This is a genomic window from Arthrobacter sp. B055-34, assembly GCF_059090425.1.
Window position 1 is genome coordinate 24,358 of sequence record NZ_JBNHFQ010000005.1, and the last position, 17,352, is coordinate 41,709.

The 17,352-nt window shown below is 65.4% G+C and carries 19 protein-coding genes; 2 read left to right on the forward strand and 17 right to left on the reverse strand.

The window, feature by feature from the left end:
* Positions 1 to 7 precede the first annotated feature (7 nt).
* The 16 genes from AC5RWO_RS10980 to rpsD all read right to left on the reverse strand — a co-directional run bounded on the left by AC5RWO_RS10980 (position 8) and on the right by rpsD (position 14,496).
* Positions 8 to 514 carry a PH-like domain-containing protein gene (locus tag AC5RWO_RS10980; protein WP_498731413.1) on the reverse strand — a complete coding sequence of 169 codons (507 nt, stop codon included), beginning with the start codon at positions 512 to 514 and terminating at the stop codon, positions 8 to 10.
* Positions 515 to 519: 5 nt separating this feature from the next.
* Positions 520 to 1,854, reverse strand: a complete 1,335-nt coding sequence (locus AC5RWO_RS10985; RefSeq protein ID WP_498731414.1) for a dihydroorotase — start codon at positions 1,852 to 1,854, stop codon at positions 520 to 522.
* Positions 1,851 to 2,849: an aspartate carbamoyltransferase catalytic subunit gene (locus tag AC5RWO_RS10990; RefSeq protein ID WP_498731415.1), complete on the reverse strand. Its 999-nt coding sequence runs from the start codon at positions 2,847 to 2,849 to the stop codon at positions 1,851 to 1,853. Before AC5RWO_RS10990 ends, AC5RWO_RS10985 begins: the two co-directional genes overlap by 4 nt.
* The gene (pyrR, locus tag AC5RWO_RS10995) at positions 2,846 to 3,439 is read right to left on the reverse strand and encodes a bifunctional pyr operon transcriptional regulator/uracil phosphoribosyltransferase PyrR (protein ID WP_498731416.1); all 594 of its coding nucleotides are present in this window, start codon (positions 3,437 to 3,439) and stop codon (positions 2,846 to 2,848) included. The genes AC5RWO_RS10990 and pyrR overlap by 4 nt, the downstream gene beginning before the upstream one ends.
* A 166-nt stretch (positions 3,440 to 3,605) precedes the next feature.
* Entirely contained in the window at positions 3,606 to 4,028 is a 423-nt protein-coding gene (gene nusB / locus AC5RWO_RS11000; RefSeq protein WP_498731417.1) for a transcription antitermination factor NusB, read from the reverse strand.
* Positions 4,028 to 4,591: an elongation factor P gene (efp, locus tag AC5RWO_RS11005; protein WP_498731418.1), complete on the reverse strand. Its 564-nt coding sequence runs from the start codon at positions 4,589 to 4,591 to the stop codon at positions 4,028 to 4,030. Before efp ends, nusB begins: the two co-directional genes overlap by 1 nt.
* A gap of 72 nt (positions 4,592 to 4,663) precedes the next feature.
* The gene (gene aroB, locus AC5RWO_RS11010; RefSeq protein ID WP_498731672.1) at positions 4,664 to 5,752 is read right to left on the reverse strand and encodes a 3-dehydroquinate synthase; all 1,089 of its coding nucleotides are present in this window, start codon (positions 5,750 to 5,752) and stop codon (positions 4,664 to 4,666) included.
* An 8-nt stretch (positions 5,753 to 5,760) separates the two neighbouring features.
* The gene (locus AC5RWO_RS11015; RefSeq protein WP_498731419.1) at positions 5,761 to 6,285 is read right to left on the reverse strand and encodes a shikimate kinase; all 525 of its coding nucleotides are present in this window, start codon (positions 6,283 to 6,285) and stop codon (positions 5,761 to 5,763) included.
* A 17-nt stretch (positions 6,286 to 6,302) separates the two neighbouring features.
* Entirely contained in the window at positions 6,303 to 7,502 is a 1,200-nt protein-coding gene (aroC, locus tag AC5RWO_RS11020) for a chorismate synthase (RefSeq protein ID WP_498731420.1), read from the reverse strand.
* Positions 7,503 to 7,534: 32 nt separating this feature from the next.
* A complete protein-coding gene (locus tag AC5RWO_RS11025) occupies positions 7,535 to 8,410 on the reverse strand; it encodes a shikimate dehydrogenase (RefSeq protein WP_498731421.1) in 876 nt (291 codons plus the stop codon).
* Positions 8,411 to 8,437: 27 nt separating this feature from the next.
* Positions 8,438 to 9,664 (reverse strand): endolytic transglycosylase MltG, encoded by a 1,227-nt coding sequence (gene mltG, locus AC5RWO_RS11030; RefSeq protein WP_498731422.1) that lies wholly within the window; start codon positions 9,662 to 9,664, stop codon positions 8,438 to 8,440.
* Entirely contained in the window at positions 9,661 to 10,236 is a 576-nt protein-coding gene (gene ruvX / locus AC5RWO_RS11035; protein ID WP_498731423.1) for a Holliday junction resolvase RuvX, read from the reverse strand. Before ruvX ends, mltG begins: the two co-directional genes overlap by 4 nt.
* A 9-nt stretch (positions 10,237 to 10,245) precedes the next feature.
* Positions 10,246 to 12,927: an alanine--tRNA ligase gene (gene alaS / locus AC5RWO_RS11040; protein ID WP_498731424.1), complete on the reverse strand. Its 2,682-nt coding sequence runs from the start codon at positions 12,925 to 12,927 to the stop codon at positions 10,246 to 10,248.
* 74 nt (positions 12,928 to 13,001) lie between these two features.
* Positions 13,002 to 13,235 carry a hypothetical protein gene (locus AC5RWO_RS11045; protein WP_170837969.1) on the reverse strand — a complete coding sequence of 78 codons (234 nt, stop codon included), beginning with the start codon at positions 13,233 to 13,235 and terminating at the stop codon, positions 13,002 to 13,004.
* An 18-nt stretch (positions 13,236 to 13,253) separates the two neighbouring features.
* Positions 13,254 to 13,643 carry a DUF948 domain-containing protein gene (locus AC5RWO_RS11050; protein ID WP_139003451.1) on the reverse strand — a complete coding sequence of 130 codons (390 nt, stop codon included), beginning with the start codon at positions 13,641 to 13,643 and terminating at the stop codon, positions 13,254 to 13,256.
* Positions 13,644 to 13,869: 226 nt separating this feature from the next.
* Positions 13,870 to 14,496: a 30S ribosomal protein S4 gene (gene rpsD / locus AC5RWO_RS11055; protein ID WP_498731425.1), complete on the reverse strand. Its 627-nt coding sequence runs from the start codon at positions 14,494 to 14,496 to the stop codon at positions 13,870 to 13,872.
* Positions 14,497 to 14,737: 241 nt separating this feature from the next.
* On the opposite strand from rpsD, the gene dtd reads away from it, so the two are divergent.
* Positions 14,738 to 15,190 carry a D-aminoacyl-tRNA deacylase gene (gene dtd, locus AC5RWO_RS11060; RefSeq protein ID WP_498731426.1) on the forward strand — a complete coding sequence of 151 codons (453 nt, stop codon included), beginning with the start codon at positions 14,738 to 14,740 and terminating at the stop codon, positions 15,188 to 15,190.
* A gap of 26 nt (positions 15,191 to 15,216) precedes the next feature.
* On the opposite strand, the gene AC5RWO_RS11065 is transcribed toward dtd, so the two are convergent.
* Positions 15,217 to 16,638, reverse strand: a complete 1,422-nt coding sequence (locus AC5RWO_RS11065) for a replication-associated recombination protein A (protein WP_498731427.1) — start codon at positions 16,636 to 16,638, stop codon at positions 15,217 to 15,219.
* 19 nt (positions 16,639 to 16,657) lie between these two features.
* Between AC5RWO_RS11065 and AC5RWO_RS11070 the strand changes: the two genes are divergently transcribed.
* Positions 16,658 to 17,329: an acVLRF1 family peptidyl-tRNA hydrolase gene (locus AC5RWO_RS11070; RefSeq protein WP_498731428.1), complete on the forward strand. Its 672-nt coding sequence runs from the start codon at positions 16,658 to 16,660 to the stop codon at positions 17,327 to 17,329.
* Positions 17,330 to 17,352 lie beyond the last annotated feature (23 nt).

Below are 17,352 nucleotides of genomic sequence, written 5' to 3' on the forward strand. Positions count from 1 at the left end.
GTAGTTCCTAGTCTTCGTCAGGTGCAGCAGTAGGTAGGTAAGAGTTCAGGTGCGCCAGGAGCGGCTTTTTCTCCTCGGCGTGGCGGTTGCGGAACGCAGTGTCCACGTCCTGCCCGCCCAAATTCCAGGTGATCACGGCCAGTCCGTCTTTCTCCACGAACTTCCCGATCATCCCGCTTTCGGACCGTACGGCCCTGATGCTTCCGGCCGGGATGTAGACATCCGTGGCACCGCGTCGTTCGAACAGCAGTCCGTGGTCGTAGAGGCGCAGCAGGGCGCCCGAGCGGATCCCCAGGCCATGGACCGCGAGGCGGTCCAGCCAGTCCCCCGCCGTCGTCGTCACAACGTATTGCCCGTCATACGCCGCGGATGGATTATCGACGTCGTCCGGAATCTCCGGCAGCGGGGCGATGTCCTGCTGCCGCTTGAGCCTGCTGCGCCAGCCGACAAAAACCAGCGCCAGCAGGACGATGATCAGGCTCAGTGTGAGGAGCCCGGGGCCAAGATATTCCACTGAAGCTACTCCCCCTCTGCGGTCCGCGGGGCGTTGAGGCTCCCGTCCAGAACGGTGGGGTGGCCTTGGTAGAAGGTCGCCACCACACGGCCCGGAAGCTCCCGGCCGGCGAACGGCGAGTTGCGTCCCATGGTCGCCATCTTGTTCGGCTCAACCGTCCAGCGCGCCGCCGGGTCGATCAGCGTGATGTTGGCGGCGGAGCCGATCTCCAGCGGCTGGCCCTGGTCCTGCAGCCGGCCGATCTGCGCCGGCATCAAGGAGGTAATCCGGGCGAAATCGTCCCAGCCGATCAGACCCGACTCGATCATGGTGTGCTGGACCACGGAGAGCGCGGTCTCCAGTCCGGTCATGCCCATCGCGGCCTGCGCCCACTCGCATTCTTTGGCCTCGCTGGGATGCGGGGCGTGGTCGGTGCCGATGATGTCGATGGTGCCGTCGGCCAGTCCCGCCCGCAAAGCCTGCACGTCTTCATCGGTGCGCAGCGGCGGGTTCACCTTGTAGACCGGGTCGTAGCTGCGGACCAGTTCGTCCGTGAGCCACAGGTGGTGCGGGGTGACCTCGGCCGTGACCCTGATACCGCGCTGCTTCGCCCAGCGGATGATCTCCACGGAACCGGCGGTGGAGACGTGGCAGACGTGCAGCCGGGAGTCCACGTGCTGGGCCAGGAGCACGTCGCGGGCAATGATGCTTTCCTCGGCGACGGCGGGCCAGCCGGTCATGCCGAGCACGGCAGAGACATCGCCCTCGTTCATCTGGGCCCCGTCCGTCAGCCGGGGTTCCTGGGCGTGCTGGGCGATGACGCCGTCGAACGCCTTGACGTATTCCAGCGCCCGGCGCATCAGTACCGGATCGTGGACGCAGATGCCGTCGTCGGAGAAGACCCGGACGCGGGCGCGCGAATCGGCCATCGCCCCGAGTTCGGCCAAGCGTTCGCCGGCCAGTCCGATGGTCACGGCTCCGACCGGACGGACATCGGTCCAGCCGGCCTTGCGGCCCAGGGTGTAAACCTGCTCGACGACGCCGGCTGTGTCCGCCACGGGCGAGCTGTTCGCCATCGCGTGGACGGCGGTGAAACCACCGAGGGCAGCGGCCCGGCTGCCTGTCTCCACGGTCTCGGCGTCTTCACGTCCGGGTTCGCGCAGGTGGGTGTGCAGGTCCACCATGCCCGGCACGGCCACGAGGCCCTCGGCGCCGATCACGGTGGCACCGGCGGCGCTGAGCCCGGTGCCGGTTTCGGTGATGACCCCGTTGCGGATCAGCAGGTCGGTCGCGGCGCCGCTGCCGATTGCGGCTCCCTTGACCAGATAGGCCGTAGCTTCGTTGGGTGCTGTAGCGGTCATCGCTGGGCCTCCTGGATAGTTGCGGGTGCGGTGTGGGTCTCACCGGAGAGGAGCAGATAGAGGGCGGCCATGCGTACTGAGACGCCGTTGCGCACCTGCTGCAGGACAGTGGAGCGGGGCGAGTCCGCTGCGGCTGCGGATATTTCCAGTCCGCGGTTCATCGGACCCGGGTGCATGATGATCGTGTCCGTCAGGCCGTGCGAATCCAGCGCCTGGAGGCGGCGGTCATCGAAGCCCCAGCGCCGCGAGTATTCCCGGGTGGACGGGAAGAACGCGGCGTTCATACGTTCGCCCTGAAGGCGCAGCATCATGACGGCGTCCGGGCCGGTTGCCAGGGTCTCGTCCAGGTCGTAGCTGACGGTGCAGGGCCACTTCGCGACGCCTACCGGAAGCAATGTGGGCGGAGCGACCATCGTGACGTCGGCGCCCAAAGTGCGCAGCAGCCAGAGGTTGGACCGCGCCACCCGGGAGTGGAGCACATCGCCGACAATGGCCACTTTCATGCCGGACAAATCCGTGCCGAGGGAAGCCGTACCGTTGATGCGCGCCCAGTTGCGGCGCATGGTGAACGCGTCCAGCAGCGCCTGCGTGGGATGTTCGTGCGTGCCGTCGCCGGCGTTGACCACGGCAGCGTCGATCCAACCCGAGGCCGCGAGCCTTGCCGGCGCGCCGGAGGCCCAATGTCGGATAACGACGGCGTCGGCCCCCATCGCTTCGAGCGTCTGCGCGGTGTCCTTGAGCGACTCGCCCTTGGACACGGAGGATCCCTTGGCGGCGAAGTTGATCACATCCGCCGACAGGCGTTTGGCGGCCGCCTCGAAGGAGATCCGCGTACGCGTCGAGTCTTCGAAGAAAAGGTTGACCACGGTACGGCCGCGCAGGACGGGAAGTTTCTTGACCTCGCGGTCGGACACGGCCGCCATTTCTTCGGCGGTATCCAGAATCCGTACGGCGTCGTCCTTGCCGAGGTCTTCCGTGGAGAGCAAATGCCTCATGCGGTGCGGTCCTCGATCACTACTTCGTTGACGGGCCGGCCGTCCACGGTATCCGTCTCGGCCAGGTGTACCCGCACCTTTTCGGCCGAGGACGTCGGCAGGTTTTTGCCCACGTGGTCCGCGCGGATGGGCAGTTCGCGGTGGCCGCGGTCCACGAGGACGGCGAGGCGGACACTGCGCGGGCGGCCCAGGTCAACGAGGGCGTCGAGGGCGGCGCGGATGGTCCGGCCCGAATAGAGCACGTCGTCGACAAGCACCACGACTTTGTCGTCGATGCCGGTAGCGGGAAGCTGGGTGGGCAGCGGAGCCCTGGTCGGCTGGCGCTTGAGATCGTCACGGAACATGGTGACGTCCAGCTGGCCGGTAATGTCATCGGCCTGCACATCGGGATCGGTGGCCGCGATTTTGGCGGCGAGGCGGCGGGCCAGTGGATAGCCGCGGCGCGGAATGCCCAGCAGAACAAGATCCTTGGATCCCTTGTTCGCCTCGAGAATCTCATGGGCTATACGAGTGAGGGCGCGGTCGATGTCCGCTTCGGCAAGAACTACACGGGCTGGTTGCGGCGATGGCGCCGCGGCTGACGTGCTCATATTGTTGCCTCCTCCTTCCCCGCCTCACAGGACGGATTTAAAGGCTGGTTGCGTAGTCAAAACTACCACAGGGCCAGGGGCGGACAGCCCAAAAACGCCCGAAGGTGGCCCCCATCACGGGGACCACCTTCGAAGCTCGATCAGGCCTGCCTGCAGCCGCCGCCAATCACGCCAGCAGGGTGGGCTTCAGTTGCTGCAGCCGGCCGAGCAGACCGTTGACGAACGACGGCGATTCATCCGTTGAGAGCGTCTTGGCCAGTTCGACTGCTTCGCTGACCGCTACCCCATCCGGAATGTCTTCGTTGTACAGCAGCTCCCAGGAGCCCACCCGCAGGATGATGCGGTCCACGCTGGGCATCCGTTCCAGCGGCCAGCCTTGGGAGTAGGTAGTCAGGAACTCGTCGATCTGGGCCTGCATGGCTACGACGCCCTCAACGATGTCCACCGTGTAGGGGTTGATAACCTGATCCGTTTTTTCGCGGCGGTCCCGAAGCGCGTCGAACGCCGAAACGGAACGCTGCTCCGCTTCAAACAGAACATCGACGGCGCGGCGCCGGGCTTTGCCGCGTGCGGAAGTGGGTGCACTCACTAGTCGTTAACACGTCCCAGGTAATCGCCGCTGCGGGTATCAACCTTGACCTTGGTACCGGTTTCCAGGAACAGCGGAACCTGGATCTGGTAACCGGTTTCTACTGTCGCCGGCTTGGTTCCGCCGGTGGAGCGGTCGCCCTGAAGGCCCGGCTCGGTGTAGGTGATTTCCATGGTCACGGAGGCCGGCAATTCGATGTACAGCGGCGTACCGTCGTGCATCGCGATGTTGACCTTGATGTTTTCCAGCAGGAAGCTCTCGTCATCGCCGACAACGGGGCCCGGCACGGTGACCTGGTCATAATCCTGCACGTCCATGAAGACGAAGTCGTCGCCGTCCTTGTACAGGTAGGTGTAGTCGCGGCGGTCAACCGTAGCGGTCTCGATCTTCAGGCCTGCGTTGAAGGTCTTGTCCTGGATCTTGCCGCTGACAACATTCTTGATCTTGGTGCGAACGAAGGCGCCGCCCTTGCCCGGCTTGACGTGCTGGAACTCGATGACGTTCCACAGCTGGCCGTCCAGCTTCAGCACGGTGCCGTTCTTAATGTCGTTGGTTGTCGCCACAGTTTCTCTTTCGTCGATTCAACTTGTGTGTGGAAAGTTCATCGGTAATTCTACCTGCTGAGCGCAGAGCAACTATTCGGCGATCTCCTGGTACGCGGCGAAGAGCAGCGAAGTGTCGGGAACATCGAGGATTGCCGGCTTTTCCAGAGCGTCCAGGACAACGAATCGCAGCAGGTCTCCGCGGGCCTTCTTGTCACGCTTCATTCCGTCCAGCAGCGCCGCCCAGCGGTCACGGCGGTAGGTGACCGGCAGCTCCAGGGACTGAAGGATCCGCTTGTGCCGGTCCGCTGTTTCATCGTCCAGGCGGCCGACCATCCGCGAGAGCTCGGCCGCGAATGTCAGGCCTACCGATACCGCCGCTCCGTGACGCCAACTGTAGCGCTCTGCGAGTTCGATGGCATGGCCCAGGGTGTGGCCGTAATTGAGGAACTCCCGGCGGCCGGCTTCCTTCAGATCGCTGGACACAATCTCCGCCTTGACGGCGATAGACCGTTCCACCAGCTCCCGCACCACAGCAGATTCGGGGTCTGCGACGGCCTCCGGTGCTGCCTCGATGAGGTCAAGAATGGCGGCGTCCGCGATGAAACCGCATTTGACCACTTCCGCCATGCCGGTGAGCAGCTCATTCTTGGGCAGGGTAGCCAAGGCGTCCAGATCAGCGAGCACTGCCGCCGGCGGATGGAAGGCCCCGACCAAGTTCTTGCCTTCGGACGTGTTGATCCCGGTCTTCCCGCCGACCGCTGCGTCGACCATGCCAAGCAGGCTCGTGGGGATGTGGACCACCCTCACGCCCCGCAACCAGGTAGCGGCAACAAATCCGCCCACGTCGGTGACCGCCCCTCCGCCCACCGTGACGATGGCGTCGGACCGGGTGAAATCGTTCTGCCCCAGCACCTGCCAGCAGAAGGAAGCGACCTGGATGTGCTTGCCCTCTTCGGCGTCGGGAATTTCCGCGGTCAACGCGGTGAAGCCGGCCGCATCCAGATCCTGGCGCACCGCATCGCCGGTGGCACGAAGCGCGCGCGGATGGATGACCAGCACCCTGCGCACCCGCTCGCCCAGAATGCCGGGCAGCCGACCCAGCAGGCCATTGCCCACTACGACGTCGTAGTTTTCGTTCGGGGAGCTGCCGGTGACCTTAATGACCTTTGGCTCGCTGATCGGGTTCGTCAACTGTTTTGCCTTTCGTTGAGCAGTGCGGAAAGTTCTTCGACCAGCTCTGCTTGTGATTTGTTCCGCGTGGTCAGGACCAGGTCCGCCAGCTTCAGATACGTTGGACGGCGGCGTTCGGCCATCTCGACCCATCGGGCCGCGGCGTCCCCCGCCAGCAGCGGCCGGCCGGTGTCCCGGCGGATCCGCGGAAGCACTGTTTCCAAGTCGGCATCCAGAAACACCACGCGGCAGTTGGCCAGCAGCTGCTGGGTGCCGGTGTCGAGTATCGCTCCCCCGCCCAGCGAGATCACGCAGGGATCGCCCGCAGCGGTGAGCAGTGCGGCAACTTCACGCGCCTCGATTTCACGGAATCCGCGTTCGCCTTGGGCACTGAAGATCGAGGGAATGCTGCCGTGTTTGGCCACGATTTTCTTGTCGCTGTCGACAAACTGAAGACCATGGCGGGCTGCGAACAACTGGCCCACCGTGGATTTGCCTGATGCCATCGGGCCGATCAGCACCAGATGGCGGTCTAACGCCATAGCCATGGAGTCGGGCACTAGCTGCCGATCGAATCCAGAGATTCCGGAATAGCCTCAATGAAGCTGCGCATGTTGCGTGCCGTCTCTGCTACCGAATCGCCGCCGAACTTCTCCGTAACCGCCTGTGCGAGCACCAATGCGACCATGGCCTCGGCGACTACGCCGGCTGCCGGGACGGCGCACACGTCGGAACGCTGGTGATGGGCCTTGGCGTCTTCGCCGGTGCTGACATCGATGGTCTTCAGAGCGCGGGGAACGGTGGCGATGGGTTTCATGGCGGCGCGCACACGCAGCGTATCGCCGATGCTCATGCCGCCCTCGATTCCGCCGGCGCGGTTGGTGGAACGCACGATGGTGCCGCTGGAGTCGCGGACAATCTCGTCATGGGCAGCCGAACCCCGGCGGCCGGCGGTCTGGAAGCCGTCACCGACTTCAACGCCTTTGATCGCCTGGATGCCCATCAGCGCCGCGGCGAGCCGTGCGTCGAGGCGGCGGTCCCAATGCACATAGCTGCCCAGCCCCGGCGGCAGGCCGTAGGCCAGGACCTCGACAACCCCACCCAGGGTCTCGCCCTCCTTGTGGGCAGCGTCAACCTCCTGGACCATGGCCAGCGAGGTCTCGGCGTCGAAGCAGCGCAGTGGATCTTCGTCCAGCGCAATCACATCGGAGGGAAGCGGTACCGGACTTTCCTCGGGAACGGCAACCCGTGCAATCGAAACCGTGTGGCTGACCAGCTCGATGCCCAGGGCCTTCAGGAAATTGGCGGCCACGGTGCCAAGGGCCACCCGGGCAGCGGTCTCGCGGGCGCTGGCGCGTTCCAGGACGGGACGGGCTTCATCGAACCCGTATTTCTGCATTCCGGTGAAATCCGCGTGGCCGGGCCGCGGACGCGTCAGCGGCGCGTTGCGGGCCAGTTCGGCCAGCTCCACGGGATCAACCGGATCCGCTGACATGATCTTTTCCCACTTGGGCCACTCGGTGTTGCCCACCTGGATGGCCACCGGGCCGCCCTGGGTACGTCCGTGCCGGACGCCACCGGTGATGGTGACGGCGTCTTGCTCAAACTTCATGCGTGCGCCGCGGCCGTAGCCGAGCCGGCGTCGGGCCAGGGCCGCCTGGATGTCGGAGCTGTTGAGCTCCACTCCGGCAGGGACGCCTTCAATAATTCCAACCAGGGCCGGACCATGGGATTCACCGGCAGTTAACCAACGCAGCATGGAAACAATACTGCCATGACCACGGCACCGCTTTAACGCCGGGGCGCGCCCACAGCGTCACACATCACATTTATGACTTGATCCGGTTCGGCCAGCTCCATGCCCGTGAACAGTCGTACTTGCTCGACGGCCTGGTAGATCAGCATTTCCAACCCGGGAACGATTGCGCCCCCGCGTTGATTCCAGACAGAGGCGATCCGGCTGGGCCACGGATCGTACGTGACGTCCAGCAGCACCTGGGAGTCCAGCCGTGCTCCCGAGGCATCCAGCCCATCCGCGATGGGGTCGGCTGCGTGCGGGGGCAAGGTGGAAACCACCACTTGTGCCGATGCCAGTTCGGCCACCACGTCATCCCAGCTGGCCACCCGGCACTCCAGCCCTGCGTTGCGTGCGACGGCCAGGACAGGGCTGGCCTTCTCCGGGTCGCGCAGGCAGACGCTCAGGCTGTTCACTTGCAGTCCGGCAAGGGCGGCGGCCGCAGCCGCGGCGGTGCCGCCACCGCCGAGGATGACTGCGTGGCCGCCCGGGGTAGCGCCGGCATGGCGCAGCGCCTCAATGATGCCGGCTACGTCGGTGTTCTGCCCGGCCAATCGAACCGTACCGTCCGGCTGCCGGCGCACCACCACGGTGTTGAGAACACCCAGGGAGCGGACGAGGTCACTCGTCTCGTCCATCAGCGGCACCATGGCTGCCTTGAGCGGCATCGTGACGGACAGCCCGGCCCAGCAACTGCTCTCCCGCATACCTGCCACGAACGCCGGCAACTGTTCCGGGGTCAGGTCAATGGCCTCATACGCACAGTCGAAGCCGAGCAGTTCGTAAGCGGCCCCGTGCAGCAGCGGGGACCGCGAATGACTGATCGGATGGCCCAGGACCGCGGCCCTCCGGGCAGGCGCCGGCTCAGCCACGGCGGATGACCGTGAAGTCGGAATTTCTTAGTTGCAACGGCCTTCCTCCTGCTCGCTGCACCAGTTCAGATATTCCTTGGTGTAGGCGTTGTGCTCGGCAAGCGTCTCGGAGAACTTGGTCTCCCCGGTATCCAGATTCACCGTTACCCAGTAGTAGTACGGCACCTCATCCGGATTGGCCGCGGCATCGATGGCCGGGCCGCCCGGGGAATTAATCGGTCCCGCGGGCAGACCGGTGTGGGCGTAGGTGTTGTACGGGTTGGACTTATCCGCCTTCTCTTCGGGCGTGATGTCGTAGCCCTTACGGCCCAGCCCATAGGTGACCGTGGCGTCGGACTGGATCAGACCGTTCGTCTCCGTGTTGTCGGGTTGCAGCCGGTTCTCGATGGCACCGGCAACCGCGCCATAATCGGCCTCGCCTGCCTCCGCCTCGATGATGCTGGCGATGGTCAGCACGCGGAACTGCTGGTCGGCGTCGGTAATCCCGTCCGCTTCCAGACGCTCGATCGTGTTGCCGATCATTTCGCGCAGGATTTCCTCTGCGGTGATATCCAGCGGGAACCGGTATTCGGCCGGGAAGAGATAGCCCTCCAGGTTCCGTGCCTCCTCGGGCAGGCCCAGTGCCTGCGGGTCCTCGGCCAGTTTGGCGAATTCGGCAACGGGGATCCGGGTCCCCTCGGACAGGGCCTTGAACACTTCTTCCTGTCGCCAGGTCCGGTTGATGGCCGCGTAATGCACGCCTTCGTTGCTTTCCTCCAGCAGGATCGACGCCGCTGCAGCGGCCGACATGCGGTACTTCAGCGGGTACTGCCCCGGCTGGATCTCCCGGCCTTCGGCCTGGTTCGAAACCTCATCGACGAAAGTATCGGTGGAGGCAACAATGTCCTGTTCCACCAGCGAAGCGGCGATGGCGAGAGGACCGGCACCCTGTTCAACCGTGAACGTTACCTGGCCTTCACCGGGACCTTCATAGTCTTTGAGCTCGTTCATGCCCAGCAGATTTTGCAGCAACAAGACGACGCCGATCAGGCCTGCCGCGAAGACGCCAAAGACCACCAGCATGATGATGTTGCGCCGGCGCCGACGCTGCCGCTTGATCTTGTTTCGACGGCTGCGCTTGATCACCGGCGTCTCGTCGTAGAAGACGCCAGGATCATCGTCATGCCCATGGGCCAGGTGATCGGCCTCATCGACCAACTCGTCAACGGGCTGTTGTTCCGGATACGGAGGATGCTCCGGATAAGTATTGCTCACCGTCTGCTCTCACCATCGCTGTCATGTACGTGTGGAATCTTCGTCTCCTCTTCCAATGCCTGGGCTCCCCTGCGGACTGAATCCGGAACGGCCACAGGACTCCCCACGTCCCGTCCAAGCGCGCGTTGCATGTCCAGCGCCTGCTGGAGTATTTCGACTGCTGCAACCTGATCAACAACTTTACGATGTTCACGGCTGCTCATGCCAGCGCTGTGAAGAGTGCGATGAGCCGAGACTGTGGTCAAACGCTCATCGATCAGATTCACTGAAACCGCCAGGCCTGCATCGGCAAGTGCCTGTGCCAGCAGATCCGCGTACTCCCGCGCCATCTGGGTGGAAGCAGACTCTCCGCCCTTCATGGTGCGCGGGAGGCCGACGAAGACCTGCACCGCGGAACGCTCGGCAGCCTCCCTCACCAGCACGCGGATGTCGCTGTTCTTCTTCACATCGCGCTTCAAAGTGCGGATCGGCGTCGCCAGGATGCCGCCCGGATCGGAGCCGGCCAGACCGACCCGAGCCAGTCCGACATCGACCCCGAGTTTTGTTCCGGCTGGCGCCTCTGAACTGGACACTTAAGGTCCTTAGCCCCGGTTAGCCACGGCATTGACGACGGCGGTGATCGCCTCATCAATTTTCGTTACGTCCGTGCCGCCGCCCTGTGCGACGTCGTCCTTGCCGCCGCCGCCGCCGCCGAGTACGCCGGCAGCAGTCTTGACCAACGCACCGGCCTTGACGCCTGCGGCACGGGCTGCTTCGTTGGTCGCCACGAGAATCAGCGGGCGTCCATTCGCCACGCCCGTCATGGCGACGGCAGCCGGGTCTGAACCGAGCCGTGCGCGCAGGTCCAGAGCGAGGGACCGCAGGTCATCCGCTCCGCCAAGCTCCCCGGCATTGTGCGCCAACAGCCGTACGCCGGCGACATCCTTGGCTTTTTCCACCAGGGAGGCGGCCGAGGCAGCCAACTGTTCCTTGCGCAGCCGGGCCAGTTCCTTCTCGGCAGCCTTGAGCTTGGCCAACGTGGCAGCAATACGGTCCGGCAGCTGCGGACCCGGCACCTTGAGCATTTCCGAAAGTTCGGTGACCAGGGCGCGTTCGGCTGCCAGGTGGCGGAAAGCCTCCATGCCCACGAACGCCTCCACACGGCGGTTGCCGGAGCCCACCGACTGCTCGCCGAGCAGCGTCAGGCTGCCGATCTCCGCGGTGGCATCCACATGGGTACCGCCGCACAGCTCACGCGACCACGCGCCGTCGATCTCCACTACGCGGACCTTGTCCCCGTAGGCCTCGCCGAACAATGCGGTGGCGCCGAGCGCCTTGGCATCGGCCAGGCTCATGACCTTCGTCTCAACCTGGTAATTGTTACGGATGGCCAGGTTGGAGACTTCCTCGATTTCCGACTTGGCCGCGGCACTGATGCCTTCGCCCCAGGAGAAGTCGAAGCGCAGGTAGCCTGCCTTGTTGAAGGAGCCTCGCTGCAGCGCCTCCGGACCGAGAATCTGGTGCAGGGCGGCGTGGATGATGTGCGTGCCGGAGTGGGCCTGCTCGCCCGCCTGCCTGCGCTGCTGGTCCACCGCGGCCAGCACCTTCGCATCCGCGGGGATCTCGCCCTCGCGGACAATGGCCTTGTGGACGCTGAGTCCCTTGACCGGTCGCTGGACGTCGAGGACCTCAACCACAAAGCCGTCGCCGGTGATAAGTCCGACGTCGGCGGCCTGGCCGCCCGCTTCGGCATAGAACGGCGTCTCGTTCAGGACCAGTTCGATTTCCTCGCCCTGGCTGGCGAAGCCGACCGTGGCTCCGCCGCTGACGATGCCGCGCACGGCGGACTCGGTGGCCAGCTCTTCGTAGCCGGTGAACACGGTCTCACCGCCGGCGAGCAGCTCGTTGAAGACCCGGACATCTGCATGGCCGAGCTTCTTGCCCCGGGCATCGGCTTGGGCACGCTCGCGCTGCTCGGTCATCAGGCTGCGGAAGCCGGCCTCGTCGACCTTCAGCCCGGCTTCCTCGGCCATTTCCAGCGTCAGGTCGATCGGGAAGCCGTAGGTATCGTGCAGGCTGAAAGCGTCTTCACCCGAGAGCGGCTTGCCGGCGGCCTTTGACTCCTTGACGGCTTCCTCCAGGCGTGCGGTGCCGGAGGCGATGGTGCGCAGGAAGGCCTTCTCCTCGGCGTATGCGATGCGGCTGATCCGCTCGAAGTCGGTGTCGACAACGGGGTAGGTTCCCTTCATCGCATCCCGGGACACGGGCAGCAGCTCCGGCAGGCAGGCCTGTTCGACGCCCAGCAGACGCATGGCGCGGACGGCACGGCGGATCAGGCGGCGCAGCACGTAGCCGCGGCCCTCGTTGGAGGGGGTCACACCGTCGGAAATCAGCATCAAGGCCGAACGGATATGGTCGGCCACCACGCGGAGGCGCACGTCGTCGGTGTGGTGCGGGTCCTCATCGGTCTCGGCGCTGGTGTACTCCTTGCCCGCGAGCTCGGCGGCCTTGTCCAGGACCGGGCGGACCTGGTCCGTCTCGTACATGTTCTCCACGCCCTGGAGGATCATGGCGAGGCGTTCCATGCCCAGGCCGGTGTCGATGTTCTTCTTGGGCAGCTCGCCAAGGATCTCGAAGTCCTCCTTGCCGATGCCCTCGCCGCGCTGGTACTGCATGAAGACCAGGTTCCAGATCTCGATGTAGCGCGTCTCATCGGCAATGGGACCGCCCTCGATCCCGTATTCGGGGCCGCGGTCGTAGAAGATCTCGGAGCAGGGGCCGGCGGGGCCGGGCTGGCCGGTGGACCAGTAGTTGTCTTTCTTGCCGGACTTCTGGATCCGCGCGACGGGCACGCCGATCTTGTCGCGCCAGATCTGCAGCGCCTCGTCATCCTCCTGGTAGACGGTGATCCAGAGCCGGTCGGCGGGCAGGCCGTAACCGCCGTCCTCCACGGGGGAGGTCAGCAGCTCCCACGCCATCGCAATGGCGCCTTCCTTGAAGTAGTCGCCGAAGGAGAAGTTGCCGCACATCTGGAAGAAGGTGCCGTGCCGGACCGTCTTGCCGACCTCTTCGATATCGGCGGTGCGGATGCACTTCTGCACGCTCGTGGCGCGGTTGAACGGCGGTGTTTCCCGGGCGGTGAGGTACGGAATGAACGGCACCATGCCCGCGACGGTGAACAGCAGCGAGGGGTCCGGCGACACCAGCGACGCCGAGGGCACCACGGTATGTCCCTTTTTCTCGAAGAAGTCGAGCCAGCGGCGAACGATCTCATGGGACTTCATGGTGCCTAAATACCCTTCCGGTGAAACAAAAATGCGGCGCCGCTTCCCGAAAACGGGAATGCGCCTAGGAAAATCTAGCGGTTGTTGACGTGATCTGCGGAATCGATTCCCAGGGCGGCGCGCAGATCCGCTTCACGTTCGGTCATGCCGGTGCGGAATGTGTGGGTGAAATCCGCAACGCTGTCCGCCAGGGACGCGACCGCACGGTTCAGCCCCTCGGGCCCGAAGGTCTGCTTGGTCGCGGAAATCTTGCGGACCGCCAGAACGCCGATGGCGATTCCGGCGCCCATCCAAATAAGCCGTTTCATCTGTTTCCTCCCTCAGCCTTAGCGGCTGCGACGGCCTTTGCCCTCGGTAGTTCTGCCGGACTGGCCGCGCGAGTTGAATGCGGTGCGCACGCCGTAGGAGAAGGCTGCCACCTTGATCAGCGGCGAGCCGATCGTCGCGGCGACCAATGAGGACAGCGCGGAGACATTGGCAGAGGCGTCCGAGACGTTGGACGAGATGCCGTCCACCTTCCGCAACTGCTCGTTGGTGGTGGTCACCGTGGTAGTCACTTCATCGATCAGCGGCGTGGTGCCGTCGCTGATCGAGCGGATGGCTACCCGAAGTTCGTCAAAGACTTTCCCCAGCTTCCATACCGGTATGGCCAGCAGGGCCACCAGCACCGCGAAAACGCCCGCAGCGATGAGACCGGCGATATCTCCACCTGACATGGGAGGGAGCTCCTTTGTTTGGCATATTTTTTAAACCCACCCGCGGGCGGATCCAGCTAACGACGACGGCGCCTGGCACTCGTTGCTTTCGGCGCACCTGTAAGTACATTACCTACTGAACAGCCCGCGGCGCGTGCCACGGGCTGTTCAGTGAGGTTTTCCGCCCAAGGGCGGTATGCAGTTTTACGCTGCCCAGCTTCCAGGGAGGATTAGCTCCCGGAAAGGTTTAGCGTGCGTAGTATTCAACCACCAGCTGCTCTTCGCAGGTTACGGGAACCTCGGAACGCTTGGGGCGGCGGACCAGGCGGGCCTGGAGCTTGTCCAGCGTAACGTCAAGGTAGGCCGGAACGTTCGGCAGAACGTCGCGGTGTGCGCCGGCTGCTGCAACCTGGAACGGCGGCATGACCTCGCTTCGGCTGTGCACGTGGATCAGCTGGCCCTCGGACACGCGGAAGGACGGGCGGTCCACGCGTGCGCCGTCAACCATGATGTGGCGGTGCACAACCAACTGGCGGGCCTGGGCGATGGTGCGGGCGAAGCCGGCACGCAGCACCAGGGCGTCAAGACGCATTTCCAGCAGCTCGACCAGGTTCTCACCAGTCAGGCCGGCGGTGCGCTTGGCTTCCTCGAAGGCACGGGTCATCTGTGCTTCGCGGATGCCGTACTGGGCACGCAGACGCTGCTTTTCACGCAGACGTACGGCGTAGTCGCTGTCCTGCTTGCGACGGGCACGGCCGTGCTGGCCGGGACCGTACGGACGGCGCTCCATGTACTTTTCGGCTTTAGGGGTCAGGGCAATGCCAAGGGCACGCGAAATGCGGACCTTGCGGCGGGCTCGTGTGTTGTTAGCCACGATGTCCTTCCAATTCATGCGGTGAGGTGATGTTGCTGGCCTCCAAGTGTGGAGAGCGTTGGTCAACCGCTGCCTTCAGCTACAGTCCGGCTTGCTCCCATGCACACGTGCACCCCCGCGAACACACGGGTTTCCGCTAAGAAACTGTGCGCGTACAGGAGTGGATTGCGGCACCGAAGAGTCGGCTTGCCAGTCAGCGCACAATTCTAGCACCTATCCGGGTTCGGATTAGAGTTATCGGATGCGAGCCATTCTTCAACGGGTCAGCCGGGCCAGCGTCAGCGTTGACGGACAGATAGTCGGAGCCATCGACGGTCCCGGCCTGCTGGTCCTCGCCGGCGCCACCCACACCGACACTGCCGCCGACGCCGGGGTGCTGGCCGAGAAGATGTGGCGGCTTCGGATTCTCGACGGCGAAAAGTCCTGTGCTGACGTCAACGCGCCGCTGTTGGTGGTCAGCCAGTTCACGTTGTACGCCGATACCCGCCGGGGCCGCCGGCCATCCTGGTCCGCAGCGGCCCCCGGGGATGTCAGCGAGCCGCTGCTTGAGAGCCTGGTCGAGCAGCTGCGGGGACTCGGCGCCACCGTGGAAACGGGAGTCTTTGGCGCAATGATGGAAGTGTCGCTGGTCAACGACGGACCCTTCACCATCAGCTTGGACACCGCGGACTTTGCCAAACCGCGCCACGGCTGACGCACCTGCGGAACCGGCCGCCGTCGTTATTCGCCGCGGATGATTTTGCGCAACCGTTCCAGCCGTGCCGAAATCTCGCGTTCGACGCCGTTCCCGGTGGGCTCGTAGTAATTCCTGCCGACCAGATCGTCCGGCGCATACTGCTGCTTGGCAATGCCGTGCGGGGCATCGTGGGAATAGATGTAGCCCTTGCCATGGCCCAGCTGCTGCGCGCCGCGGTAGTGCGCGTCCCGCAGGTGGGCCGGAACGCCCTGCCCGCGGCCGGCCCGGACATCGGCGACGGCGGCGTTGATCGCATCGTGCGTGGCATTGGATTTCGGCGCGGTGGCGATGTGGACCACGGCCTGCGCCAGCACCAGCCGGGCTTCGGGCATGCCGATCAGCTGCACCGCCTGCGCGGCCGCCACCGCGGTCTGCAGCGCCGATGGGTCCGCCATCCCCACGTCCTCGGAGGCCGAGATCACGATCCGGCGGGCGACAAACCGCGGGTCCTCCCCCGCCTCGAGCATGCGCGCCATGTAGTGCAGCGCGGCGTCCACATCGGAGCCGCGCATGGACTTGATGAAGGCGCTGGCAATGTCATAGTGCTGGTCGCCGGCGCGGTCATAGCGCAGCGCCGCGCGGTCCATGGCCCGCTCCGCATGCGACAGTTCCACGCGCACGGGGCCTTCCTCTCCCGGGTTTTCCGCCTCGCCCCAGGCCACGCCGGCAGCCGCCTCCAGTGCTGTCAGGCCGCGGCGTGCATCGCCGGCCGCCAGCCTGACCAGGTGTTCCAGCGCCTCATCGCTCACCTCTACCCGGCCCGCCAGGCCGCGCTCGTCCGTCACGGCCCGCTGGAGCAGCCCCTCGATGTCCTCGGTGGTGAGCGGCTTGAGCGTCAGCAGCAGCGACCGGGACAGCAGCGGCGAGACAACGGAGAAGGACGGGTTTTCGGTCGTGGCCGCAACCAGCACCACCCAGCGGTTCTCGACACCGGGCAGCAGCGCGTCCTGCTGGGCCTTGTTGAAACGGTGGATCTCGTCCAGGAACAGCACGGTGGTGGTCCGGTGCAGGTCGCGGGCGGTCAGCGCCTCGTCCATCACCCGGCGGACATCCTTGACGCCGGCGGTGATGGCGGAGAGTTCCACGAATTTCCGGCCCGGCCCCCGGGCAATGACGTGCGCCAGCGTTGTCTTGCCGGTGCCCGGCGGCCCCCAGAGCATCAGCGACGAGGGCCCCGCAGGACCGGTTGCCTGTCCGCCGGCGGCCAGCAGCCGCAATGGCGAGCCCGGCTGGAGCAGATGCTGCTGGCCCACCACCTCATCCACGGTCCGGGGACGCATCCGCACCGCGAGCGGACTGCGGGGCCGCTCAATGCTGCCGGCGCCACGTCCGGAACTGCCCCCGGGACCGGCTTCTTCGTCCCGATCATCTTCCGTGTCGCTGCCGGCACTGAACAAATCACTCACACTGCCTAGGCTATCGCTTATGGCACGGACCAAGACCATCTACCTGCCGCCAGGCCGCCTCCGGGCCTGGGTGGACAAATTCGCCGCGGACCACGGCGATCCCCTGCGTGAGGTCAACAGTCCCGGGCCGGGTGCCGGCGTCGTTCTTTCATGTCCTGACGGCTTTGCCGTTCGGCTCGGCCTGCCGTGGGAGCAGCTGACCCCGGAGCTGAGTGCGGAAGGGTGGCCGGAGCAGCTCGCTGCCGCTGCGGCGGACAGCGGAACCTGCGGGCTGATCCTGCTGCGCCGCGGCGGCTACAGCGTCGGCACGTCCCTGCAGGGGCAGCTGACCTGGTCCAAGTCCGGCACCCGGTATGTACAGTCCCGCACTGCCGCCGGAGGCTGGTCGCAGCAACGTTACGCCCGCAGACGCGCCAACCAGGCCGATGCGCTGGTGCTGACCGCGACCGAGTACGTGGCCGGCCACTTCCCCGCAGCCAAACCGACATGCCTGGCCACGGGCGGCGACAGGGACATGCTGCGCCAGCTGCTGGCCGATGCCCGGCTGGCCGGTCTCGCGGCGCTGCCGGCGGCACACCTCGAGCTGAACGCCGATCCGCGGCAACGGCAGCTCGTCGAGGTTGCACGGGAGTTGGCGGGCATCAAGGCGGTGATCTCCTGGCCGGCCGCCGGTCTCGACAACTTCGCTTGAGGCGGCCCGGCGCCAGGCCGGTA